General features: G+C 54.5%; 20 protein-coding genes, 1 pseudogene and 1 other annotated feature. Of the genes and pseudogenes, 14 read left to right on the top strand and 7 right to left on the bottom strand.

Translation table 11 applies throughout. The annotated features are described in order from the left end of the window. Nucleotides 1–74 precede the first annotated feature (74 nt). Complete coding sequence (locus tag ACKWMY_RS07720; protein ID WP_409486127.1) at nucleotides 75–2804, bottom strand: cation-transporting P-type ATPase; 2730 nt, start codon at nucleotides 2802–2804, stop codon at nucleotides 75–77. Between the two features lie 649 nt (nucleotides 2805–3453). Here ACKWMY_RS07720 and sltY point away from each other — a divergent pair. Both sltY and trpR read left to right on the top strand, forming a co-directional pair. Beyond that, on the top strand, nucleotides 3454–5373 hold the full coding sequence (sltY, locus tag ACKWMY_RS07715) for a murein transglycosylase (protein ID WP_024527225.1): 1920 nt from the start codon (nucleotides 3454–3456) through the stop codon (nucleotides 5371–5373). Nucleotides 5374–5643: 270 nt separating this feature from the next. Then, nucleotides 5644–5964 (top strand): trp operon repressor, encoded by a 321-nt coding sequence (gene trpR, locus ACKWMY_RS07710; protein ID WP_029710775.1) that lies wholly within the window; start codon nucleotides 5644–5646, stop codon nucleotides 5962–5964. Nucleotides 5965–5983: 19 nt separating this feature from the next. Here trpR and yjjX read toward each other — a convergent pair whose 3' ends face one another. Further along, nucleotides 5984–6529 carry an inosine/xanthosine triphosphatase gene (gene yjjX, locus ACKWMY_RS07705; RefSeq protein WP_024527224.1) on the bottom strand — a complete coding sequence of 182 codons (546 nt, stop codon included), beginning with the start codon at nucleotides 6527–6529 and terminating at the stop codon, nucleotides 5984–5986. Nucleotides 6530–6656: 127 nt separating this feature from the next. Between yjjX and gpmB the strand changes: the two genes are divergently transcribed. Beyond that, nucleotides 6657–7304, top strand: coding sequence for a 2,3-diphosphoglycerate-dependent phosphoglycerate mutase GpmB (gpmB, locus tag ACKWMY_RS07700; RefSeq protein ID WP_024527223.1), 648 nt, complete (start codon nucleotides 6657–6659; stop codon nucleotides 7302–7304). Here the strand turns inward: gpmB and robA are convergent. Next, nucleotides 7301–8170 (bottom strand): MDR efflux pump AcrAB transcriptional activator RobA, encoded by an 870-nt coding sequence (robA, locus tag ACKWMY_RS07695; RefSeq protein WP_409486126.1) that lies wholly within the window; start codon nucleotides 8168–8170, stop codon nucleotides 7301–7303. The genes gpmB and robA overlap by 4 nt on opposite strands. Nucleotides 8171–8512: 342 nt before the next feature. On the opposite strand from robA, the gene creA reads away from it, so the two are divergent. After that, complete coding sequence (gene creA, locus ACKWMY_RS07690) at nucleotides 8513–8992, top strand: protein CreA (RefSeq protein WP_021179241.1); 480 nt, start codon at nucleotides 8513–8515, stop codon at nucleotides 8990–8992. A 125-nt stretch (nucleotides 8993–9117) separates the two neighbouring features. On the opposite strand, the gene arcA is transcribed toward creA, so the two are convergent. Beyond that, nucleotides 9118–9834, bottom strand: coding sequence for a two-component system response regulator ArcA (gene arcA, locus ACKWMY_RS07685; RefSeq protein ID WP_024483588.1), 717 nt, complete (start codon nucleotides 9832–9834; stop codon nucleotides 9118–9120). Between the two features lie 108 nt (nucleotides 9835–9942). Here arcA and ACKWMY_RS07680 point away from each other — a divergent pair. The 6 genes and pseudogenes from ACKWMY_RS07680 to thrC form a co-directional block, all read left to right on the top strand. Then, nucleotides 9943–10080, top strand: a pseudogene (locus ACKWMY_RS07680) (hypothetical protein); the annotation flags it as partial. Nucleotides 10081–10469: 389 nt separating this feature from the next. Next, on the top strand, nucleotides 10470–11156 hold the full coding sequence (locus ACKWMY_RS07675; protein ID WP_024527221.1) for a tRNA/rRNA methyltransferase: 687 nt from the start codon (nucleotides 10470–10472) through the stop codon (nucleotides 11154–11156). Between the two features lie 195 nt (nucleotides 11157–11351). After that, on the top strand, nucleotides 11352–11438 hold the full coding sequence (gene thrL, locus ACKWMY_RS07670; protein WP_071592991.1) for a thr operon leader peptide: 87 nt from the start codon (nucleotides 11352–11354) through the stop codon (nucleotides 11436–11438). Beyond that, nucleotides 11377–11495: a sequence feature (Thr leader region), on the top strand. Its footprint overlaps the gene before it by 62 nt. 25 nt (nucleotides 11496–11520) lie before the next feature. Beyond that, nucleotides 11521–13980 carry a bifunctional aspartate kinase/homoserine dehydrogenase I gene (gene thrA / locus ACKWMY_RS07665; protein ID WP_074028457.1) on the top strand — a complete coding sequence of 820 codons (2460 nt, stop codon included), beginning with the start codon at nucleotides 11521–11523 and terminating at the stop codon, nucleotides 13978–13980. 1 nt (nucleotide 13981) lies between these two features. Continuing rightward, nucleotides 13982–14911 carry a homoserine kinase gene (gene thrB / locus ACKWMY_RS07660; RefSeq protein WP_409486125.1) on the top strand — a complete coding sequence of 310 codons (930 nt, stop codon included), beginning with the start codon at nucleotides 13982–13984 and terminating at the stop codon, nucleotides 14909–14911. A 3-nt stretch (nucleotides 14912–14914) separates the two neighbouring features. Beyond that, a complete protein-coding gene (gene thrC, locus ACKWMY_RS07655; RefSeq protein WP_024527219.1) occupies nucleotides 14915–16204 on the top strand; it encodes a threonine synthase in 1290 nt (429 codons plus the stop codon). A 43-nt stretch (nucleotides 16205–16247) separates the two neighbouring features. On the opposite strand, the gene yaaA is transcribed toward thrC, so the two are convergent. Beyond that, the gene (gene yaaA / locus ACKWMY_RS07650; protein ID WP_074028458.1) at nucleotides 16248–17021 is read right to left on the bottom strand and encodes a peroxide stress protein YaaA; all 774 of its coding nucleotides are present in this window, start codon (nucleotides 17019–17021) and stop codon (nucleotides 16248–16250) included. A gap of 101 nt (nucleotides 17022–17122) precedes the next feature. Continuing rightward, complete coding sequence (locus ACKWMY_RS07645; RefSeq protein ID WP_409486124.1) at nucleotides 17123–18556, bottom strand: alanine/glycine:cation symporter family protein; 1434 nt, start codon at nucleotides 18554–18556, stop codon at nucleotides 17123–17125. 379 nt (nucleotides 18557–18935) lie between these two features. Between ACKWMY_RS07645 and tal the strand changes: the two genes are divergently transcribed. From tal to ACKWMY_RS07630, 3 genes are all read left to right on the top strand, one after another. After that, nucleotides 18936–19889 (top strand): transaldolase, encoded by a 954-nt coding sequence (tal, locus tag ACKWMY_RS07640; RefSeq protein WP_199061230.1) that lies wholly within the window; start codon nucleotides 18936–18938, stop codon nucleotides 19887–19889. A gap of 133 nt (nucleotides 19890–20022) precedes the next feature. Further along, complete coding sequence (gene mog, locus ACKWMY_RS07635) at nucleotides 20023–20610, top strand: molybdopterin adenylyltransferase (protein ID WP_074028460.1); 588 nt, start codon at nucleotides 20023–20025, stop codon at nucleotides 20608–20610. Nucleotides 20611–20738: 128 nt separating this feature from the next. Beyond that, nucleotides 20739–22031, top strand: a complete 1293-nt coding sequence (locus ACKWMY_RS07630) for an MFS transporter (protein ID WP_029710774.1) — start codon at nucleotides 20739–20741, stop codon at nucleotides 22029–22031. Between the two features lie 71 nt (nucleotides 22032–22102). Here ACKWMY_RS07630 and satP read toward each other — a convergent pair whose 3' ends face one another. After that, nucleotides 22103–22702: an acetate uptake transporter gene (gene satP / locus ACKWMY_RS07625; RefSeq protein WP_024527215.1), complete on the bottom strand. Its 600-nt coding sequence runs from the start codon at nucleotides 22700–22702 to the stop codon at nucleotides 22103–22105. A gap of 323 nt (nucleotides 22703–23025) precedes the next feature. Between satP and dnaK the strand changes: the two genes are divergently transcribed. Further along, nucleotides 23026–24942 carry a molecular chaperone DnaK gene (gene dnaK, locus ACKWMY_RS07620; RefSeq protein WP_024527214.1) on the top strand — a complete coding sequence of 639 codons (1917 nt, stop codon included), beginning with the start codon at nucleotides 23026–23028 and terminating at the stop codon, nucleotides 24940–24942. Nucleotides 24943–25020 lie beyond the last annotated feature (78 nt).

The following is a 25020-nucleotide window of genomic DNA, read 5'->3' as shown; positions in this document are numbered from 1 at the left end:
GGTATTTTTAACGTTATAAAACGCCCGGCAGGATTTGCCGGGCGTTTTAGTGAAAGTTGCGTGTCCTTACGCGCTTATAATAGCGTTTTTCGGCTCGCTTTGATGCGGTTAATCACCCATTTTTCTACTTCTACGATCAGGAATAGAGCAATGGCTATCATCAGCGTCACTCCCCAATAGAACAACGGCAGCGGCGCGGTACCAAACAGCGCGTTCATAAACGGCAGGTAAATGATGGCCATCTGTAGCAGTAACAGTACGCCACTCACCAACCACAGGCCCTTATTGAGGAACAACTGGCGGTTGAGCGGGAAGCGGTCTGCGGTGCGGCAGTTGAACATGTAAACCCATTGTGCGGTGACCAGGGTTTGCAATAACACGGTGCGGATCAGCTCGCTGCTGTAGCCACGTGGTGCCATCCAGGCTTCCAGTGCGAAGGCGCTGATGGCGATCAGCACACCGACGAAGCCGATGCGCCAGATAGCGTGCAGATCCAACACGTTGCTGCCCGGCACCCTCGGTTTACGGTGCATCAGCCCTTTTTCGGCGGGCTCATAGGCCAGGCCGAAGGACAGGGTGGTGGAGGTGGCCATGTTCATCCACAGGATCTGGATGGGCGTTAGCGGCAGCATGGCACCGGCCAGAATGGCGATGATGATCAGCAGGCCCTGTGCCAGGTTGGTCGGTAGTACGAACAGGATGGTTTTCTTCAGGTTGTCGTAAACGCGGCGGCCTTCTTTTACCGCACTGGCGATGGTGGCGAAGTTATCGTCGGTCAGCACCATATCCGCGGCTTCTTTAGTGACCTCGGTACCTTTGATCCCCATGGCGATACCCACGTCAGCCTGTTTCAACGCTGGCGCATCGTTGACGCCGTCGCCGGTCATCCCCACTACGCCACCTTTATCCTGCAGCGCTTTTACCAGACGCAGCTTATGTTCCGGGCTGGTACGGGCAAAGATATCGTAACGCACGGCGGCTTCTGCCAACGCCTGGTCATCCATATGTTCCAGTTGGGAACCGGTGATAGAATCCTGGCTGTTACCAATACCCAGCATAGCCCCGATGGCCATGGCCGTTTTTTGGTGATCGCCGGTGATCATCTTCACGCGGATCCCCGCTTGCTGGCATTCGGCGATGGCGGCGACCGCTTCAGGGCGCGGTGGGTCCATCACGCCAGCGATGCCGATAAACACCATCTGCTGGCGAATATCACCGTGATCCAGCGCCACTTCGCCATCTGGCGTGGTTTTACTGGCGGCGGCCACCATACGTAAACCTTGCTCGGCAAAGCGCGACATCTCCGTTTCCCAGTAGCCGCGGCGGAAGGGCTTGATACCAGAATCGGTCAGTTCGAATTCGCACAGTGCGAACAGTACGTCTGGTGCGCCGGTAAGGAACACCTGATTCTTGCCTGCTACCTGGCTACGCACGGCCATATATTTGTAACTGGAGTCGAACGGGATTTTAGCCAGTTGCCGAGCCTCACCTATCTCCAATCCGGCTTTCATCGCCAGCACTTTCAGTGCGCCTTCCGTCGGGCTACCTGTGATCGCCCAGCGGCCGCTGCCATCCTGCTTTACCTGGCTGTCGTTACACAGGGTGATCGCGGTAATGAACTGCGCTAACGGTGGGATATCTTGAACTTGCGCCGGTTTGTTACTGTCGGCAAAGAAAATGCCGCCAACCGGTTCATAGCTTTCCCCTTCCACGCGGTAGGCATGGTCGGCCATGATGACGTTTTTTGCCGTCATTTCGTTCATGGTCAGCGTGCCGGTCTTGTCCGAGCAGATCACCGTCATCGAGCCCAAGGTTTCTACCGTAGGCAGTTTGCGGATAATCGCGCGGTTACGTGCCATCGACTGCACGCCCAGAGACAGGATAATGGAAATAATGGCAGGCAGACCTTCGGGTACCGAGGCCACCGCCAGGCTGATCAGCGCCACCAGCAGCTCACCGAGTGGCATATCACGCATCGTGAAGGCAAACACGAACAGCAGCACCATCATCACCAGGATCAGGATGAAGATGTTTTTGCCTAGGCGATCCATCTGTTGCAGTAACGGGGTACGCTGGGTTTTAACGGTCGAGATCATCTCGCTGATGTGGCCGAGTTCGGTATAGCCGCCAGTCGCGATAACCACGCCCTTGGCATTCCCGGCGCTGATGGTGGTGCCGGAGAACAACAGGTTGGTGCGATCGCCAATCATCACTTCATCAGGGATAGCGTCGGTTTGTTTCGAGACCACGGTGGATTCGCCGGTCAAGATGGCCTCTTCAACCTGAAGGTTGTGAGATTCCAGTAACCGCAGGTCGGCGGGAATTTTATCGCCAGGGCGCAATAATACGATATCTCCCGGGACCAAATCTTCCGCATTCACGGTGTGGTTAATTCCGTCACGCACCACAATAGCTTGGCTGGAAAGCATATTCTTAATGCCTTTCAGCGATTTCTCTGCGCTGTTTTCCTGCACAAATCCGATAAGGGCATTGATCACGGCAACGCAAAGAATAACCACCGTATCGATCCAATGTCCCATAATGCCTTTGAGGAAGGCGGCGGCCAGCAAAATATAAATCAGCACATCGTTAAAGTGGGCAATAAAGCGCATAAAGGCGCTTTTGCCTGCCTGCTCCGGCAGGGCGTTGGGACCAAACTTCTTCAGCCGCTCGGCGGCTTCCTGCTCGCTCAGGCCTTGTTGCTGGCCGTTCAAATGCTGAAGCGTTTGTTCAATATCATATTGATACCAGGCTTTTTCCGGCTTGGGCGGCTCTTGGTATGCAGTGGGGGAATGTTTTGGCATGGAGTGCCTCTCCTTAAAGTCGTTCGAATCTAAGTCCCCATCTGTGTCGGCAGCCCTTTTGCCGGGTTGATATTCCATTGTTTTCTGTCACACAGACGTGAATGGTAATAATTTCAGTTAGTGGATGGCCAATTATCTGCCGCGTGATAGTAAATAATCGCAAACTTGAGTTTTTGATCTGAGATAATAAAAACAAAGTAATAGGAATTGTTTTAATCGGTGAGCAAATGTTTCTCTATTAATGTCTCTGTAACGTCATTTTTTGTATAGAAAAACTCGTGTCTGCATAGAAAACTATAGAACACTGGCGTTATTGTGTGATGAAAAAATTTCCCATAATCCCATGATTTTTCAAAACGTCGTCTTGCTGTGCTGCCTGACGCGATAGTCTGACAGCGTGGTTTTCATCTACGCTGATAAACTTGTTATAAAGTAATGAATGGATACACGTTTTTGCTGTCTATGATTAATACCTGATGCCAACCCATGGTGGCGGCACAGTTTTGTTCCCGGCGTGGCTTCCCACGGTGGGGCGTGAGACACTCGCAGAGCAGGATCCACTGGCCCGTTGGCTGCTGACGCGGCGCGGCAGCGGGGTGGATCGGTTCTGGCAAGCTAACCCAGCGAGGAAAGAGTAAGTATGGTCAAGGTGGACAAATGGCGGTTGTGGGCTGTAGGGCTGTGCCTGACGGCATTTTCTGGTGCAACATTGGCAGACTCCCTGGACGGTGAACGCCAGCGTTATCTGCAAATCAAGCAGGCCTGGGACAGTAAACAGATGGACGTGGTGGCGCAGTTGATGCCAACGCTGCAGGATTACCCCCTGTACCCTTATCTGGAATATCGCCAGTTGACGCAGGATCTCAGTACGGCCAGCGCGGCTCAGGTCCAGCAGTTTTTGCGGTTGCATCCTACGTTGCCACCTGCAAAATCGCTTTCTGCCCGTTTCGTGAACGAACTGGCGAGCCGTCAAGACTGGACTACCCTGCTGTCCTTCAGCCCACAAGAGCCTAAACCTGTTGCGGCGCGCTGTAATTTTTATTACGCCAAGTGGGCCACTGGCGATCAGCAGGCGGCCTGGGCCGGTGCCGATGATATCTGGATGAGCGGTAAAACCTTGCCGGGTTCCTGCGATAAGCTGTTCAGCGTCTGGCAGGCTGCCGGTAAGCAAACGCCGTTGAACACGCTGGCGCGGATGAAGCTGGCGCTGAAAGAGGGCAACAGCAGCCTGGTGAATTACCTGTACCGCCAACTGCCCAGCGATTATCAGACCATGGGAGATGCGCTGGTACGGTTGCAAAACGATCCTGCCACGCTGGAAGCCTTTGCCCGTAGCGTTGGCCCGACAGACTTTACCCGTTCGGCTACCACCATCGTATTCGCTCGTCTTGCCCGTCAGGACGTAGAAAATGCTCGAGCCATGATCCCAACGCTGGCCCGCCTGCAGAAAATGAGCGAGAGCGAGAAGTTGGCAATGGAGGAAGAGGTGGCCTGGCGGTTGATGGGCAATGATGCCACTTTTGAGCAGACCCAATGGCGCGATCAGGTGATCCTGCGCAGCCAACAGCCAGCCTTGCTGGAGCGTCGCGTGCGTATGGCGCTGGGCGTTGGCGATCGTCAGGGGCTGAAAACCTGGCTGGCACGCTTGCCTGAAGAATCGCGTAACAAGGATGAATGGCGCTACTGGCGTGGCAGTGTAATGATCGATGAAGGTAAACGCAGCGAAGGTGAAGCGATACTGCGTAGCCTGATGAACGAACGCGGCTTCTACCCGATGGTGGCTGCACAAAAACTGCAGGTGCCTTATCCGGTAATGGTCGCCGTGGCGGCAAAACCGCGCGCCGATCTGGTGAGTGGCCCGGAGATTGCCCGGGTGCGTGAACTGATGTACTGGAATATGGATAACCTGGCGCGCAGTGAGTGGAGCTCATTCGTCGCCAGCCGTAGCCGCCCGGAGCAGGAAGCGCTGGCCCGCTATGCCTTTGAGCAGAAATGGGCCGATCTGAGCGTACAGGCGACCATTGTTGGCAAACTGTGGGATCATCTCGAAGAACGTTTCCCGATGGCTTGGCCGCAGGAGTTCCGCCGTGCTACCGAAGATAAAGGCATTACGCCGAGCTATGCCATGGCGATAGCCCGCCAGGAGAGCGCCTGGAACCCGAAAGCGCAGTCGCCGGTCGGGGCCGCAGGTTTGATGCAGGTCATGCCGCGCACCGCGAAACATACGGTGGATCTGTTCGGCATCCCAGGCTACAGCAGTCCGAGCCAACTTTTTGATCCGCAAACCAATATCACCATTGGCACCAGCTATCTGGAGTCGGTGTATCAGCAATTTGGTCGTAACCGTATTCTTGCGTCTGCGGCCTATAACGCTGGTCCATCACGGGTGAATACCTGGTTAGGCAATACCGATGGCCGGGTGGATGCCGTGGCGTTTGTGGAAAGCATTCCGTTCTCGGAAACCCGTTCTTACGTGAAGAACGTGTTGGCCTATGACGCATTTTATCGTTACTTCATGCATCGACCAGCGAAGGTATTGACGGATGCCGAGTGGCAAAGACGCTACTAATTCTCGATAAGATAGTTACCTAAATAACGGTGTTTAATACCGCACCACGAAAGTCAGAGGCAGGTGGGGGCCATGCAGATTAGCCGACCGTTGAGCGCAAGGATGCGCGATTCGAGCCCTCAGGGATGAGTTTACGGCGTGTCGGCGTTCTGCATGGCCCCCACCTGTCGCACCAATACATGCAGCTATTTAGCTTAACGTCAGCGGCATTTTGACGGCTACCTGGTCTATGCTATGCTGCTGTACTAGTTAAATAGTATGGTGGCTGGCATGACGCAATTATCGCTAAACGACCCCGCTCTTTCAGAACAAGGCAATGAAGATTGGCTGCGCTTTGTCGCACTGCTGCAGAGCTCGTTCGATCAGGATTTACACCAACCGTTGATGCAACTGCTGCTGACGCCGGATGAGCGTACTGCGCTAGGGACACGGGTGCGGATTATTCAGGAACTGATGCGTGGCGAAATGAGCCAGCGCGAGCTGAAGAATGAGCTCGGGGCCGGTATCGCAACCATCACCAGAGGGTCAAACAGCCTGAAGATGGCGACGCCAGCGCTGAAACAGTGGTTGGAACAGCAATTACTGGGGTGAAGCCATCACCCCTGGTGGCTTATTGCTGCGGCGTATTATTGCTGTTGTGGCTGCGGTAAATCGGATTGTGAAACGGCACCAGCGCCAGCAGCAGTGCCTGATGGTAAACGCTGGTGCGGCTCAGCCGACCGTCGGTAAAGATACCGATCGCTCCCCCCTGACGTTTGACTTCGCTATTGCCGGTGATCAAGGCCATTTCATCGCCTAACTCGCGACCAGCTCGAATACCCTGTAAAATTGATTCTGGCAGCATCAGGCTGGCAGAACGCGATTCGCCACGGGTCGTTGGGTTCTCTACCGTCATCCAGGCGAACGTCATATTTTCTTCGATCCCGGCTTCTACTCCGACCCAAAAGTCGGCTTCTGGCCGCACCTGCCGCGCTTCCATCACGCGTTGGCGTGCGCCGGTACGGGTTTCGGTATTGCCAATGGGTTGCAGTGAAACGCCGCTGGCGACGTCAACCGATTCTATGCGGCATTGGTCTGCGCCAAAGGTATCTTCAAAAGCCAGTTGAATAGCCCTGATCTTTGCCGGGTTGGTAGTTGCAGCGATAACATGATACATAACGGCTTTAGCTTCCTTAAAGTGGGGCTGTGTCTTGCCATGATTTTTGATGGCGGCAAGTTATGCGTAGTGCAAGGCACGAGCCACAGATAAACTCAAGTTTCACGCAGTATAACGGAAAAGCATAATGTTACAGGTATACCTCGTTCGCCACGGCGAAACGGAATGGAACGCAGCACGCCGCATTCAGGGCCAATCCGACAGCCCATTAACCGCCACTGGCGTTCACCAGGCTCATCTGGTTGGCAAACGCGTTAGCCGTGAGGGCGTGACGCACGTGATTTCCAGCGATCTGGGCCGCACCCGTCAGACCGCGCAAATCATTGCGGACGCTTGCGGTTGCGACGTTATGGTAGATGCCCGGCTGCGTGAACTGCATATGGGCGTTCTGGAAGAACGTTTGATCGACAGCCTGACACCGCAGGAAGAGCTGTGGCGTAAACAGATGGTCGATGGTACTGCTGACGGCCGTATCCCTCAAGGTGAATCTATGACGGAGTTGGCCACGCGGATGCATGCGGCGCTGACAGCGTGCCTGGAACTGCCGCAAGGCAGCAAGCCGTTGATTGTCAGCCACGGCATCGCGCTGGGGTGCCTGATCGGGACAGTTTTAGGGCTACCGGCCTATGCCGAGCGCCGTCTGCGTTTGCGCAACTGCTCGTTGTCACGCGTCGACTATCAGCAAAGCCCTTGGTTGGCTCCAGGCTGGATTGTGGAAAGTGCGGGCGATATCTCGCATCTGGACATGCCCGCGTTGGATGAGCTACAGCGCTAACGGCGGATCGGGATCAGATAGTCGCAACGGATCTCGCTGGGTGGCTGAGGCGGACGCCGGTCACCTTGCGGATAGAAGCGCTCAATATCGTGCCCTTTGCGACGGGTCAGTTCCAATGCTGGCAGGCAAGTGCCATACAGTATCAGGATAAAGTCCTGCAGGCCGGATGCTGGCCCCTGATAGCTGAACATGGCATATTCACCACCCTGCAGCGTGATCGGCTGGCTTTCCTGCACCTTGGTCGGAACGTGTTGCGCCTCCAGGGCTGTGGTATACAGCACTTCCTGCTCGTCGTCTTTTTCCTGGCTTGGCCGCGAGTGGTGCAGGCCGTAAAGCACCGGTGGCAGGGTTTCTATCTGCCCCAGGTACTGTTGCCAGAATTGGGTACGCAGCTCGGAGCGGAAGTTGGAGATTTGCTCTAACGTACAGGAGTAGCTCTGCGTCAGGCCGATCAGGTCCAGCTCTGGTAGTGTGACAAACTCTGGATGTGGCAGCGTAAAGGCGCCCAGACGTATTGGCGGGCAGATGCCGAAGGCGTTCCAGTCTTCTGAACGGCGATACAGCGCCGGGGTTTGCGCAAACTGTTTTTTGAATGCGCGAGTGAAGGTCTGCTGTGAGTCGAAACGATACTGCAAAGCAATATCCAGAATAGGCCGACTGGTGAGGCGTAATGCGACGGCGGCTTTGGACAACCTTCTTGCCCGAATATAGGCGCCGATGGCGTTCCCAGTGATATCCTTAAACATCCGTTGCAGATGCCATTTAGAGTAACCCGCTTTTGCCGCCACGTTATCCAGTGACAAAGGTTGGTCCAAATGGCTTTCCAGCCAGCTAAGCAGATCACGAATGATACCGGCTTGATCCATAGATCTTCCTCGTAGAGCTTCAGGTTCGGAACCCGAACTGTTTGATTTGTCATGCTGATACCTGATGCTCACTGACTTATTGATCAATCAGTTGCATTACATACGGCGCTTTTGCGATATGCGTTGCGGGAAGCGGGGGAAAACTGGTGTTAACAGGCATTAAGCGATGACGATGCCGCATAATAGCAACTTTTTTCCTCCACGACTCCCAAAGATTTTTTTCGCTCTCTGTGCTAAAAAGAGCTGCCTGGGCCGAGGAAAACCCATTTCTATGACCTGAAGCATCGGCGTTCTTATTAGCAGCCCTGTGATTTAACACGCTGTTCTATTGGAGTTAAGTGAATGAAAAAAGGATGGATATTTTTGTTCGGTCTGGTTTGCGCAACGGTTAATAGCGCGCAGGCGGAACAGGTAGGATCGGTCGATACGGTGTTCAAACTGTTTGGTCCAGATCATAAAATTGTGGTTGAAGCGTTCGACGATCCTGATGTTAAAAATGTAACTTGTTATATCAGCCGGGCTAAAACCGGTGGGATAAAGGGGGGGTTAGGGCTGGCAGAGGATACCTCGGATGCGGCCATTTCTTGCCAGCAGGTTGGCCCGATTGAGCTGAGCGACAAGATTAAGAAGGGCAAGGCTGAAGGAACCGTGGTGTTCCAGAAGCGCACCTCTTTGGTGTTCAAAAAGCTGCAGGTAGTACGTTTTTATGATGCCAATCGCAATGCGCTGATCTACCTGAGCTATTCCGATCGGGTGGTAGATGGTTCACCGAAAAATGCCCTGAGCGCGGTGCCAATCATCCCTTGGGGTGAAGCCAAGTAATCCAGACGGGCGCAGTATACAGCGCCCCCTACGTTGTGAGCCCATTCAGATGGCATCGCGTCTGGTCTCAATAAAAAAGGGTTCAGCAAGCTGAACCCTTTTTAACCTGTGACGTTAAGACAGGCTTATTCTTCCAGATCGCCGCAGAAGCGGTAACCTTCACCATGAATGGTGGCAATGATTTCCGGCGTGTCCGGCGTGGATTCGAAGTGCTTACGAATACGACGGATGGTCACGTCTACGGTACGGTCATGCGGCTTCAACTCACGGCCAGTCATTTTCTTCAGCAACTCACCACGGGACTGGATCTTGCCCGGGTTTTCACAGAAGTGCAGCATGGCGCGGAATTCGCTGCGTGGCAGTTTGTACTGCTCGCCAGCAGGGCCGATCAGAGAGCGGCTGTTGATGTCCAGCTCCCAACCGTTGAACTTGTAGCTCTCAACCAGCTTGCGCTCTTCGCCGACGCTACCCAGATTCATGGTGCGTGACAGCAGGTTGCGCGCACGGATGGTCAGTTCGCGTGGGTTGAACGGTTTGGTGATATAGTCATCGGCGCCGATTTCCAGGCCGAGGATTTTATCGACTTCATTATCACGACCGGTCAGGAACATCAGCGCGACGCTGGCCTGCTCGCGTAGTTCACGCGCCAGCAGCAGGCCGTTCTTGCCTGGCAGGTTGATATCCATGATAACCAGGTTGATATCATTTTCGGACAGGATGTTGTGCATTTCTGCACCGTCATTGGCTTCATGAACAATGTAGCCTTCCGCCTCGAAAATGCTCTTCAGGGTGTTACGAGTGACTAACTCGTCTTCGACAATCAGAATGTGCGGGGTCTGCATATTTGCTACCTAAAATTGCCAACAAAATAGAAAATAGGAAGTACAGCAGTCTTGGTGTTCTTCCATGGAGGGCAGAGATACCGCTCACGTTCCCTCAATTACCAAACGACTACAGTACGTAAACTCGTTCTTGATGCGCTTTCCATCAATGTCAACAAGATCGCTAGCTGGGTGGGGGGGCTATTTTTTACCACCCCGAATGATGCCAAAACGGCGCATATCCTAACCCTATTAACAGCAATATAACAGTGTGTGCCGAATTCATCACCTAACAAAACTACGCTTTGTTGACATATATCAAATTCAATTGTAGCACGTTAACAGTTTTGTGAAAAACACTTACAGAACTGCCAAGTTAAGTCACAGATCGTCAAATTCTGTGAACGATTCAGCTTTGTTGGGGCCGATGCGTTACAATTGAAAGCTAACTGTTTGGGATGAAAATACAGTGCTTTGTTTTTAATGAAAATTAAAAATTAACCTGTAGTTATGAATGTTTCGTCTGCTTTATAGGATGAAGTGCCTGTTTAATAATATTATAGCAAGCGGTCATTTACGATGTTAATCGTTTGTAAATATAATCAGACAAATCCCAACAGTCAAAGAACTATTCTCTTTATTTTTCTGGAGTCTTGATGCAGCTTCATATCGTGTTAGTCGCGCCCGCTCGGGCGGAAAATGTTGGCGCAGCAGCGCGGGCGATGAAAACCATGGGCTTCACCTCGTTGCGCATCGTCGACAGCGAGGCCCATCTTCAGCCCGCCGCCCGCTGGGTCGCCCACGGTGCTGGCGATATTCTGGATGCGGTGCAGACGTTTTCTACCCTGCAAGAGGCATTGGCAGACGTGGACTTTACCGTTGCGACCACCGCTCGCAGCCGCGCACGCTTCCATTATTACTGTACCCCTCAGCAACTGACGGAGCAGTTGGCGGAACGCCAGCAATGGGTGCATCAGGCTGCACTGGTGTTTGGCCGTGAAGACTCGGGCCTGACCAATGAAGAGCTGGCGTTGGCCGATCTGCTGACCGGCGTCCCAATGGTGGCCGATTATCCTTCGTTGAACCTCGGCCAGGCGGTGATGGTGTATTGCTATCAACTGGCGCAGTTAATGTCAGTCAGCGCGCAGCAGGAACCCCTGGCCGATGCCGGGCAGCTCAATGCGTTGCGGCAACGGGCAGATCGCCTGTTACAGGCGCTGGACGTGGCAGATGACCAAAAATTGCGCGATTGGTTACACCAGCGGCTCGGGGTATTGCAGCAGCGCGACACTGTCATGCTGCACCGGTTGCTGCATGATATTGAAAAAAAACTGACGAAGTGATGTAGGCGTTTTCTGTTGCTTGTCTGGTGTTATTCACTATTTAATCGGCTTTGTTGTGATTTTTTGTTCTGCAATTCCGTTTTTTTATCGGCTTCATCGCGCAGATCCCACCATGGCCAGTAAATAGGCAAAACAAAGAAATAATTTGACTTGGCCAGGCGATTGCTTTAACCAATAGAGGGGACAGAGATTCTAATGAGACAGACAGACAAAATGCGAAACATCAGCCTGAATACGACAATTATTACCACCACCGATACCACAGGTAACGGGGCGGGCTGACGCGTACAGGAAACAGAAGAAAAAAGCCCGCACCTAACCAGTGCGGGCTTTTTTTTCGGCATAAATTCAGGAGATAACAGAAATGCGAGTGCTTAAATTTGGTGGAACCTCGGTAGCGAATGCGGAACGTTTTCTGCGCGTTGCCGATATCGTGGAGAACAATGCACGCCAGGGACAGGTAGCCACGGTATTGTCCGCACCGGCCAAGATCACCAATCACCTGGTGGCGATGATTGAAAAAACGGTAGCCGGCCAGGATATTCTGCCAACCATGAGCGACGCCGAGCGCATCTTTGCCGACCTGCTCAGCGGTTTGGCCAAGGCGCTGCCTGGCTTTGAGTACGATCGCCTCAAGGCACTGGTCGAGCAGGAGTTCGCGCAGCTCAAACAGGTACTGCATGGCGTGGCGTTGTTGGGGCAGTGCCCGGATAGCGTCAATGCGGCCATCATCTGCCGGGGTGAAAAACTCTCTATTGCCATCATGGAAGGCGTCTTCAAAGCCAAGGGCTACCCGGTGACGGTGATTAACCCGGTAGAGAAGCTGCTGGCTCAGGGCCACTATCTGGAGTCGACCGTTGATATTGCCGAGTCCACTCTCCGTATCGCTGCAGCGGCCATTCCTTCTGACCATATCGTCCTGATGGCGGGCTTTACTGCCGGTAACGACAAAGGCGAACTGGTCGTGCTGGGGCGCAACGGCTCCGATTATTCCGCCGCCGTGCTGGCCGCTTGCCTGCGTGCCGACTGTTGCGAGATCTGGACCGATGTGGACGGGGTTTATACCTGCGATCCGCGTACCGTGCCGGATGCCCGATTATTGAAGTCGATGTCCTACCGCGAGGCGATGGAGCTCTCCTACTTCGGCGCCAAAGTTCTCCACCCGCGTACCATCACCCCGATTGCCCAGTTCCAAATCCCTTGCCTGATTAAAAACACCGCCAACCCACAAGCTCCCGGCACCCTGATCGGTGGCGAAAGCGTGGCTGATGATACGCCGGTAAAGGGCATCACCAATCTGAACAATATGGCGATGATCAACGTGTCCGGCCCTGGTATGAAAGGCATGGTCGGCATGGCGGCACGTGTGTTTGCCGTGATGTCACGCGCCGGGATCTCGGTGGTGTTGATCACCCAGTCCTCTTCCGAATACAGCATCAGCTTCTGTGTGCCCCAGAGCGAGCTGCAACGCGCTCGTCGTGCCCTGGAGGACGAATTCTACCTGGAGCTGAAAGACGGCGTGCTGGAGCCGCTGGATGTGATGGAGCGCCTGGCAATCATCTCGGTCGTCGGCGACGGTATGCGCACCTTGCGTGGCATCTCTGCGCGCTTCTTCTCTGCTTTGGCTCGCGCCAACATCAATATCGTGGCGATCGCTCAAGGCTCTTCCGAGCGTTCAATCTCCGTAGTGGTTGATAATGATTCCGCCACCACCGGTGTGCGCGTCAGCCATCAGATGCTGTTCAACACCGATCAGGTGATCGAAGTGTTTGTGATTGGCGTGGGCGGCGTCGGCGGGGCGCTGATCGAGCAGGTTTATCGCCAGCAGCCTTGGCTGAAGCAAAAGCACATCGATCTGCGCATCTGTGGCATTGCCAACTCACGGGCGATGTTGACCAACGTACACGGTATCTCGCTGGAAAGCTGGCGGGACGAACTGGCCGAAGCCAAAGAGCCTTTCAATCTGGGCCGCCTGATCCGCCTGGTGAAAGAGTGCCACCTGCTCAATCCGGTGATTGTCGACTGTACCTCCAGCCAGGCAGTGGCCGATCAGTATGCCGATTTCCTGGCCGATGGTTTCCACGTGGTAACGCCAAACAAGAAGGCCAACACCTCGTCGATGAATTATTACCAGCAACTGCGCACCGCCGCAGCCGGTTCTCGCCGCAAATTCCTGTATGACACCAACGTGGGTGCGGGCCTGCCGGTGATTGAAAACCTGCAGAACCTGCTCAATGCGGGCGATGAGTTGGTGCGTTTCACCGGTATCTTGTCGGGATCACTGTCCTTTATCTTCGGTAAACTGGATGAGGGGATGTCGCTGTCAGAGGCCACCTTGCAGGCCAAGGCCCTCGGTTACACCGAGCCAGATCCGCGTGATGACCTCTCGGGGATGGATGTCGCTCGCAAGCTGCTGATCCTGGCGCGTGAAGCAGGCTATGCGCTCGAACTGAGCGATATTGAAGTCGAATCGGTGTTACCTCCGTCGTTTGATGCCAGCGGTGATGTGGAGAACTTTATTGCCCGCCTGCCGGAATTGGATGCCGAATTTAACCGCCGTGTGGCTGCTGCTGCCGCGGAAGGTAAGGTGCTGCGTTATGTGGGTGCCATCGAAGAAGGCCGCTGCCTGGTACGTATTGATGCGGTAGACGGCAACGATCCGTTGTATAAAGTGAAGAACGGTGAGAACGCCCTGGCCTTCTACAGCCGTTACTATCAGCCATTACCGCTGGTGCTGCGCGGTTATGGTGCCGGTAATGATGTGACGGCGGCCGGGGTATTTGCCGATCTGTTGCGCACACTGTCATGGAAGTTGGGAGTCTAATATGGTTAAGGTGTATGCACCGGCCTCAATTGGTAACGTCAGCGTCGGGTTCGATGTGCTGGGAGCTGCGGTTTCCCCTATCGACGGCACGCTGCTGGGGGATTGCGTCAGTGTAGAAGCGGCCAGCCGCTTCAGCCTGGAAAATGGCGGGCGCTTTGTCAGCAAGCTGCCGAGCGATCCTAAAGAGAACATTGTTTACCAGTGCTGGGAGCGTTTCTGCCAGGCGATTGGCCGTGAAGTGCCGGTAGCGATGCGGCTGGAGAAGAACATGCCGATCGGTTCCGGGCTGGGCTCCAGCGCTTGCTCGGTGGTGGCTGGTCTGATGGCGATGAACGAATTTTGCGATCGCCCGCTCAACGAGACACAACTGCTGGCCCTGATGGGCGAACTGGAAGGGCGTATTTCCGGCAGCGTGCATTACGATAACGTTGCGCCGTGCTATCTGGGCGGCTTGCAGCTGATGCTGGAAGAAGAAGGGATCATCAGCCAGGAAGTGCCTGGCTTTAAAGACTGGCTGTGGGTGATGGCCTATCCGGGCATCAAGGTATCCACCGCAGAGGCGCGTGCCATTCTGCCCGCGCAATACCGCCGCCAGGACTGTATCAGCCATGGCCGCTATCTGGCGGGCTTTATTCACGCTTGTCACACTCAGCAACCGCGTCTGGCGGCCAAGCTGATGCAGGACGTGATTGCCGAGCCTTATCGCACCCGCCTGTTGCCAGGCTTTGCTGAAGCGCGTAAAGCCTCACAGGATATCGGTGCCTTGGCCTGCGGCATTTCCGGCTCCGGCCCGACGTTGTTTGCGGTCTGTGATGACGGCGCAACGGCGCAACGCATGGCCGATTGGCTGACCAACCATTACCTGCAAAACGACGAAGGTTTTGTTCATATTTGCCGCCTGGATACCTCTGGCGCTCGACTATTGGGATAACGCATGAAACTGTACAATCTGAAAGATCATAACGAACAGGTCAGCTTCGCGCAGGCTATCAAACAGGGCCTGGGTAAGCAGCAAGGGCTGTTTTTCCCGCTGGAACTGCCAGAATTCGAACTGACCGAGATTGATAAGCTGCTGGAGATGGACTTTGTCACTCGCAGCAGCAAGATCCTGTCCGCTTTTATTGGCGACGAGATCGGCGAAGAGGCGCTGTACAAGCGGGTGAAGGCCGCGTTTGAGTTCCCGGCCCCGGTGGCACAGGTGGAGAGCGATGTCGCCTGCCTGGAGCTGTTCCACGGCCCGACGCTGGCGTTCAAAGACTTCGGCGGCCGCTTTATGGCGCAGATGCTGGCGGAAGTCGCGGGCGATCAGCCAGTGACCATCTTGACTGCAACCTCCGGTGACACCGGCGCAGCCGTTGCTCATGCCTTCTACGGCCTGAAAAACGTGCGCGTGGTGATCCTCTATCCACAGGGCAAGATCAGTTCGCTTCAGGAAAAGCTGTTCTGCACGTTGGGTGGCAACATCCACACCATCGCTATCGATGGCGACTTTGACGCCTGCCAGGCGTTGGTGAAGCAGGCGTTTGACGATCAGGAACTGAAAGAGGCCGTTCACCTGAACTCGGCCAACTCGATCAATATCAGCCGCCTGCTGGCGCAAATCTGCTACTACTTTGAAGCCGTGGCGCAACTGCCGCAGGAAGCCCGCAATCAGTTGGTGATTTCTGTGCCAAGCGGCAACTTTGGCGACTTGACCGCCGGGCTGCTGGCGAAATCCCTGGGGCTGCCGGTGAAACGCTTTATCGCCGCCACCAATGCTAACGACACCGTGCCACGCTTCCTGACCACCGGTGAATGGCAGCCAAACGCCACCGTGGCGACGTTATCCAATGCGATGGACGTCAGCCAGCCTAACAACTGGCCGCGTGTGGAAGAGCTGTTCCGCCGTAAAATCTGGCAGTTGAAGGAGTTGGCCCATGGCGCGGTGAGCGATGAAACCACCAAGGAAACCATGAAGGAGTTGGCTGCCTTGGGCTACCTTTCAGAGCCTCATGCGGCGATCGCCTACCGCGTTCTGCGCGATCAACTGCAGGCAGGGGAGTTTGGTCTGTTCCTGGGCACGGCACATCCGGCCAAGTTCAAGGAAAGCGTTGAAGAGATCCTCGGCCAGGAGTTACCGTTACCCCAGGCCTTGGCGGTGCGCGCACAGTTGCCGCTGTTGTCGCATAATATGGCGGCGGATTTTGCCGCATTGCGCCAATTCATGATGACGTTGCCAGTCTGATAAAACCCGTTCCCTCTCCTTGTTGAGAGAGGGAACGGATTTCTCACTGCTCCGGGCGTTTGAACACCAGCTCATTACCTGCCGAAGCCGCCTCATCGAAGGCATACCCTTCCAGATTGAAATCAACCAGCTGTTCTCTGCGCTCCAAGCGATTCTTGATGATAAAGCGGCTCATCAGCCCGCGCGCTTTCTTGGCGTAGAAGCTGATGACTTTGTACTTGCCGTTTTTCTCGTCCAGGAATACCGGCTTGATCAGCGTACCGCGCAGCTTGGCCGGTTTTACCGATTTGAAGTATTCATCCGAAGCCAGGTTCACCACCACATCATCGCCTTGCTGCTCCAGGGCCTGATTCAGCTTTTCGGTGATCCGATCGCCCCAGAAGCTGTATAGGTCTTTGCCCTGCGGGTTCTCCAGCTTGATCCCCATCTCCAGCCGGTAAGGCATCATCAGGTCCAGCGGGCGCAGCACCCCGTACAGGCCAGAGAGCATCCGCAGATGCTGCTGTGCGAAGTCGAAATCCTCTTCGCTGAAGTCTTGCGCCTGTAAGCCGGTATAAACGTCGCCTTTAAACGCCAACAGCGCCTGACGAGCATTGTCCGGGGTGAAATCAGGCTGCCATTCGCCAAAGCGTGCGGCATTCAGGCCCGCGAGCTTATCGCTGATGCTCATCAGGCCGGAAATTTGTGCCGGGGTCAACTTACGGCAGATTTTGATCAGCTTTTGCGATTGATCCAACAATTCGGGCTGAGTAAAGCGTTCGGTGGCTAACGGACTTGCATAATCGAGGGTTTTGGCAGGTGAAATAATAATGAGCATGGTCACATCCTGTTTATCAACATGTGGCTACTGTAGCAAAAAGCGCGCAAGACCAGGAGGTATGGCTGTGATAGGGCGCACTTTACGCACGCCCTGGAGGATTAACTCTGCCTGCTCGGCTTCCAGATCCCCGGTTCGAGTTGGGATCCCAGCTCCGGGTAGTGGTTGATGTCAAAGGTGGGCAGCTTGCCAAGTGAACGCTGGTAGTTGTAATCCTTGGCCAATTTGAAGGCCACGTCGGACAGTAACAAGATAGCGGTCAGATTGGTGATCGCCATCAGCGCCATCGAGATGTCCGCCATTTTCCACACCGTGGATAATTCTGCCATAGAGCCAAACATCACCATCCCCAAGGCAAAGCAGCGGAAAATCGTCAGCTTGGTCGGATGGTGGTGCTTGAGGAAGATCAGGTTGTTCTCGGCATAGGCATAATTGGCAATGATAGAGGTAAAGGCAAACAGGAAAATGGCGATCGCGACAAAGGGCGCGCCCCAGGAACCGACGGCGCTGGCCATGGCCCGCTGGGTCAGATCGATGCCGCTGATGTCGGACGGGGGACTATCCAGTGCACCAGAGGCCAAGATTATCGCCGCCGTTGCGCTGCAAATGACGATGGTATCAACAAATGCGCCAAGCATCTGCACATAGCCCTGCGAGGCAGGGTGTGGCGGATAAGGGGTAGCGGAAGCGGCCACGTTGGGGGCCGATCCCATCCCGCCTTCGTTAGAAAACAGCCCGCGTTGTATACCCTGAGTCATGGCCTGGGAGATCCCGTAGCCCAGGGTACCGGCAGCGACTTCCTGCACGCCAAAAGCGCTTTTGAAGATCAACGCCAGGATGGCAGGCATATGCTCAATATTCAGGCCGATGATCCACAGCGCCAGCAGGAGGTAAGCCAAGGCCATAAACGGTACGATTTTTTCTGCGACGCGGGCGATGGCGCGGATACCGCCAAAGATCACCATGGCGCTCAGTACCACCAACACTATGCCGACGTACATAGGGTCGATGTTAAAGGCCACGGAACTGGCCAGGGCGATGGAGTTGGCCTGTACCGCATTGAACACCAGGCCGAATGCGATCAGCAGGAAAATGGAGAACATCACGCCCATCCAGCGCATACCCAAGCCTTTTTCCATATAGTAGGCCGGGCCGCCACGGTAGTGGCCGTTATCGTCTTTGGTTTTGTAGAGCTGTGCCAAGGTACTCTCAATGAAAGAGGTCGCCATGCCGATAAACGCGATCGCCCACATCCAGAAGATGGCGCCGGGGCCGCCAGCCGTAAGCGCTATCGCCACGCCGGTAAGGTTGTTGGTGCCGACACGAGCGGCTAATGAAGTGCATAGTGCCTGGAAGGATGAAATACCCGCACCGTCGCTTTTGGTGCTGTTCTTCAGCACGGAAAACATATGGTTGAAGTGACGAATTTGAATAAAGCGGGTACGTAAGGTGAAGTAGATGCCGGCACCCAACAGCAAATAGATCAGTACTGAACTCCACAGGATGTTATTGATAAAGTTAATCAGATCCGTCACATGTTTCTCCTTGTTAAGATTACTGCACCTCTGGTTCTTCGACCTTGGTTCGGAAAACTTGAGTCAGTTCTCTACAAGAACTTGGCTAAAATCATCCCATTGACGGGAATTACAGCCTTCTATCTGGATTGTTGCGGTGAATAAAAAGTTGGCGGGAATTTAACATAATTTTCAGGGGGGACAGCGCGATAATGCCGTGGCATTGCTTCGGTAATTGCGAATTATCGGTGCGTAACCGGTTGCTCGCACAAGGATAAAACAACCGCCGCCAGCGCGTGATTTTCCTGCCTTGCGCCGGGCTACGTGCATGTTATTATCAGGACAAGGCATGGTTGAACGATGCCAAAAGTTCATGCACAAACGATGAGATAATGCCAACATGACCGATAAATTAACGTCCCTACGCCAGCTGACTACGGTAGTTGCGGATACGGGTGATATCGCTGCAATGAAGCTATATCAACCGCAAGATGCCACCACCAACCCTTCGCTGATCCTCAATGCAGCGCAAATTCCTGAATACCGCAAACTGATTGATGAAGCCATTGCCTGGGCGCGCGAGCAGAGCAACGATCGCGATCAGCAGGTTGCCGATGCCGCAGACAAGCTGGCCGTCAACATTGGTCTGGAGATCCTGAAACTGGTCCCGGGCCGCATTTCCACCGAAGTAGACGCGCGTCTGTCTTATGATACCGAAGCCAGCGTTGCCAAAGCCAAGCGCCTGATCAAACTGTATAACGAAGCGGGCATCAGCAACGATCGCATCCTGATCAAACTGGCCTCCACCTGGCAGGGCATCCGGGCGGCCGAGCGCCTGGAAAAAGAAGGCATCAACTGTAACCTGACGCTGCTGTTCTCCTTCGCTCAGGCACGTGCCTGCGCCGAAGCTGGCGTGTACCTGATCTCGCCGTTCGTTGGCCGTATCCTTGACTGGTACAAAGCCAATGGCGACAAGAAAGAGTTTGCCCCGCACGAAGATCCGGGCGTGGTTTCAGTGTCTGAAATTTATCAGTATTACAAGCAGCACGGCTATGAAACCGTGGTGATGGGTGCCAGCTTCCGTAACGTCGGTGAAATCATCGAACTGGCGGGCTGCGATCGTCTGACCATTGCCCCTGCACTGCTGAAAGAGCTGGCGGAGAGCGAAGGCGCACTGGAGCGTAAACTGTCTTATACCGGCGAAGTGAAAGCGCGTCCGGCACCGCTGACCGAGCCTGAGTTCTACTGGCAGCACAACCAGGATCCAATGGCGGTTGAGAAACTGACCGACGGTATCCGCAAGTTTGCCGTAGACCAGGGCAAGCTGGAAAAAATGATCGCCGACTTGCTGTAATTACGAAAAGTCGTGCAGAAGGTGGCCTCGGCCACCTTTTTTTATACCTGAATATCCACCTCATCGGGCAAACCCCCTATACTCCCGTCATTCATCTCCCTTCGGTAATCGGGGCATAAGACAGAGGTAAAACATGGATACATTACGCATTGGTTTGGTTTCTATTTCGGACCGCGCTTCAGGGGGCGTTTATCAGGATAAAGGGATCCCGGCGCTGGAAGAGTGGCTGGGCAGCGCTTTGGCAACGCCGTTCACCCTGGAAACCCGACTGATCCCTGACGAGCAGACGCTGATTGAGCATACGTTGTGTGAGCTGGTTGATGAAATGGGCTGCCATCTGGTGTTGACTACCGGCGGCACCGGGCCGTCCCGGCGTGACGTCACTCCCGACGCTACGCTGGCGATTGCCGATCGGGTAATGCCGGGGTTTGGCGAGCAAATGCGCCAAATCAGCCTACACTATGTGCCAACGGCAATTCTTTCACGCCAGGTTGGCGCGATCCGTAAACAGGCGTTGATCATCAATCTGCCGGGGCAACCCAAATCGATTAAAGAAACGCTGGAAGGGGTGAAGGACGCGGCAGGCAAGGTGGTAGTGCACGGTATTTTTGCCAGCGTGCCTTATTGCATCCAACTGCTCGAAGGCCCTTATGTAGAGACCCACGAGGCCGTGGTAGCAGCATTTCGTCCCAAGAATGCGCGGCGCGAGATAAATCTCTAAATTTCAGCAATCTGCGGGATAACCTTCAGCGCATCTGGTGTGAAAGTATTTTGCCGTTATAGTAAGAAACTTTTTACAGTCAGCCGTTATGCTTTCTGTGTCTTTCCTGTTTCCTCTAACGGTATCTTATGCATCACGATAATAATCGCCGGCTCAACCGGCAAGATTATAAGACTCTGACGTTGGCTGCTCTGGGCGGTGCGTTGGAGTTTTATGACTTCATCATTTTTGTTTTCTTTGCTGCGGTAATGGGCGATCTGTTCTTCCCGGCGGATATGCCAGAGTGGCTGCGCCAAGTGCAGACCTTCGGTATCTTTGCTGCGGGCTATCTGGCTCGGCCACTGGGCGGCATTATCATGGCGCACTTCGGCGATCTGGTGGGCCGTAAAAAGATGTTCAGCCTGAGCATTCTGCTGATGGCGTTACCGACGTTGGCGATGGGGATGCTGCCCACCTATGCCAATATCGGCATCGCCGCACCGTTGCTGCTGCTGTTGATGCGGGTTCTGCAAGGCGCGGCGATCGGTGGTGAAGTCCCTGGTGCCTGGGTGTTTGTGGCGGAGCATGTGCCGCGTAAACGCATTGGTTTCGCCTGTGGCACGCTCACTGCTGGCCTGACGGCCGGTATCCTGCTCGGCTCGCTGGTGGCCACCATTATCAATACCACGCTCAGCCAACAGGCTATTCATGACGGAGGCTGGCGTATCCCGTTCTTCCTGGGTGGCATCTTCGGCCTGTTTGCCATGTATCTGCGCCGCTGGTTGCAGGAAACGCCAATCTTTATCGAGATGCAGACGCGCAAAGCGCTGGCAGAAGAGCTACCGCTGAAATCGGTGGTGATGAATCACCGTAAAGAGATCGCGGTCTCGATGTTGCTGACCTGGCTGTTGTCGGCAGGCATTGTGGTGGTGATCCTGATGACGCCCACCTACCTACAAAAACAGTTTGGCATAGCCCCGGCGCTGTCACTACAGGCCAACAGCATCGCGATCATCATGCTGTTTGCTGGCTGTATCGTCTCTGGTTCTGCGGCGGACCGCTTTGGTGCCAGCAAAACCTTTATCGTCGGCAGTTTGCTGTTGGCGGGGTGCAGTTGGCTGTTCTATCAGTCGGTGGCAACACATCCGGAAATGCTGTTTGCCACCTACGCGCTGGTTGGCTTCAGCGTGGGGATCGTCGGCGCGGTGCCTTACGTGCTGGTGCGGGCTTTCCCGGCGGAAGTGCGATTTAGCGGGATTTCGTTCTCCTACAACGTGGCATACGCGATTTTTGGTGGTTTAACTCCGGTATTTGTCACGCTGATCATGAAGTTAACCCCGTTAGCGCCCGCTTACTATATGCTGGCATTGTCGACGCTCGGCCTGCTGCTGGGGATCTACCTGCGTCGCGACCTGAACAGTGAAAAGCCGCTCTTGAGCTAAGCGATTTTAGCCCAATAAAAAACCCTGCGATTGAACACCGCAGGGTTTTTTCATATCACGTTAGTACGGATTTATGCAGTAACAGCAGCAGGTGTGGCCTGCTGAACTTTCACCGGGCCGATTGGCAGTACGGTGCGGCCCAACTGTTCGTTGATCACCTCAGCCATTGCCAGATAGATCGCGCTGGCACCACAGATAATGCCTTCGTAACCGGCGAACGTCAGGATCGCGTGGTTACCGGTGATGTTGCCGACGGCCAACAGTGCGAACAGCACGGTCAGGCTGGCAAACACGAACTGCAACCCGCGGTTGGTGCGCAGCGTGCCGAAGAACATGAACAGGGTGAAGACGCCCCACAGTGCCAGGTAGATGCCGAGGACGTTCGCGTCGGTCGGTTCTGCCAGGCCCATGCGTGGCAACAGCAGGATGCCTACCAGGCTCAGCCAGAAACAGCCGTAAGAGGTGAAGGCGGTCAAGCCGAAGGTGTTGCCTTTCTTGAACTCAAGAATACCGGCAAAAATCTGAGCCATGCCACCGAAGAAAATCCCCATACTGATGATGACGGAAGTCAGTGGGAAAAAGCCCGCGTTGTGCAGGTTCAGCAAGACGGTAGTCATCCCGAAGCCCATCAGACCCAGGGGGCCGGGATTTGCCAACTTGTTGGAGTGCATATGTCCTCTGCGATAACAGAATTGTAACGAAAATGGATAGGTAATTTAATAATTGGTCTGAATGGCCGAAAAACCCATAACTTCCATCAGAGCGCGCGGCATCATAATGATCCCCACGTCAGGAAACAATGATCTCGCTGCGGATAAAAACGAAATTTTTTTTGCCCAGCCCCTTGATGCTGGTGTGGATGGCCCCATCTTATTGGCAACCGCAGTTGCTGACCGCGGGTAACTCTGAGATGCCGGGCAGTTGAAAAGCAAAAAAACGCCCGCATATAGTTAGCAACCTGACCGATTATGAATTTATTAGTGGAGATGTTTAGATGGGCAAAATTATTGGTATCGACCTGGGTACAACCAACTCTTGTGTAGCAATTATGGATGGTGGCAAGGCGCGCGTGCTGGAGAATGCCGAAGGCGATCGCACCACTCCTTCAATCATCGCATATACCCAGGATGGTGAAATTCTGGTTGGCCAGCCTGCTAAGCGTCAGGCTGTTACCAACCCACAAAACACCCTGTTTGCGATCAAGCGCCTGATTGGCCGTCGCTTCCAGGATGAAGAAGCACAGCGTGACAAGGCTATCATGCCTTACAGCATCGTCGCTGCCGATAACGGTGACGCCTGGCTGGAAGTGAAGGGCCAGAGAATGGCACCACCGCAGATCTCTGCGGAAGTCCTGAAGAAAATGAAGAAAACGGCGGAAGATTACCTGGGTGAACCGGTAACTGAAGCGGTTATCACCGTTCCTGCCTACTTCAACGATGCTCAGCGTCAGGCGACCAAAGATGCTGGCCGTATCGCAGGTCTGGAAGTGAAACGTATCATCAACGAACCGACTGCTGCGGCCCTGGCTTATGGCCTGGACAAAGAAGTGGGCAACCGTACCATCGCGGTTTATGACCTGGGTGGCGGTACTTTCGATATCTCAATCATTGAGATCGACGACGTTGACGGTGAAAAAACCTTCGAAGTTCTGGCAACCAACGGTGATACCCACCTGGGTGGTGAAGACTTCGACAGCCGCCTGATCAACTATCTGGTGGAAGAGTTCAAGAAAGAGCAGGGCATGGATCTGCGCAACGATCCGTTGGCGATGCAGCGTCTGAAAGAAGCCGCTGAAAAAGCCAAGATCGAGCTGTCTTCTGCTCAGCAGACCGACGTCAACCTGCCGTACATCACTGCAGATGGCAGCGGTCCAAAACACATGAACATCAAAGTGACCCGTGCAAAACTCGAGTCGCTGGTAGAAGATCTGGTTGCTCGCTCTATCGAGCCGCTGAAAGTGGCACTGAAAGACGCAGGCCTGTCGGTTTCTGACATTCAGGACGTGATCCTGGTCGGTGGCCAGACCCGTATGCCTATGGTTCAGAAGAAAGTTGCTGACTTCTTCGGTAAAGAACCACGTAAAGACGTTAACCCGGACGAAGCGGTTGCCGTTGGTGCTGCGGTTCAGGGCGGTGTGTTGGCCGGTGATGTGAAAGACGTATTGCTGCTGGACGTTACCCCACTGTCACTGGGTATCGAAACCATGGGCAGCGTAATGACGCCGCTGATCACCAAAAACACCACTATCCCGACCAAGCACAGCCAGGTGTTCTCTACTGCCGAAGACAATCAGGCAGCAGTGACCATCCATGTGCTGCAGGGTGAGCGTAAACGCGCCAATGACAACAAGTCACTGGGCCAGTTCAACCTGGACGGCATTCAGCCGGCACCACGCGGTATGGCGCAGATCGAAGTCACCTTCGATATCGACGCCGACGGTATTCTGCACGTGTCTGCGAAAGACAAGAACACCGGCCGTGAGCAGAAGATCACCATCAAGGCGTCTTCTGGTCTGAACGAAGAAGAAATCCAGAAAATGGTACGCGATGCCGAAGTGAACGCTGAAGCTGACCGTAAGTTCGAAGAACTGGTGCAAACTCGTAACCAGGCGGATCACCTGATCCACGGTACTCGTAAGCAGTTGGAAGAAGCAGGCGACAAACTGCCAGCCGAAGACAAAACCGCTATCGAGAGCGCGCTGAAAGATCTGGAAGCGGCGGTAAAAGGCGAAGATAAAGCCGAAATCGAAGCGAAAACCCAGGCTCTGGTGCAGGTTTCCGGCAAGCTGATGGAAATGGCCCAGGCTCAAGCGCAGCAGGCTCAGGGTGCTGATGCCGGTGCAGACAACGCGGCGCAGAAAGACGACGACGTGGTTGACGCCGAGTTTGAAGAAGTGAAAGACAAAAAATAATCGCCCTTAAGCGGGCACGGTGCGGCCACAGGCCGTCACCGGAAACCAGCACGGGCGTCGAGGCAACTCTACGCCCGT

This window comes from Serratia sp. J2 (assembly GCF_046269175.1).
GTDB classification, from domain to species: domain Bacteria; phylum Pseudomonadota; class Gammaproteobacteria; order Enterobacterales; family Enterobacteriaceae; genus Chania; species Chania fonticola_C.
The sequence above is the reverse complement of the archived record's forward strand: the minus strand, read 5'-3'. Positions and strand labels throughout refer to the sequence as shown.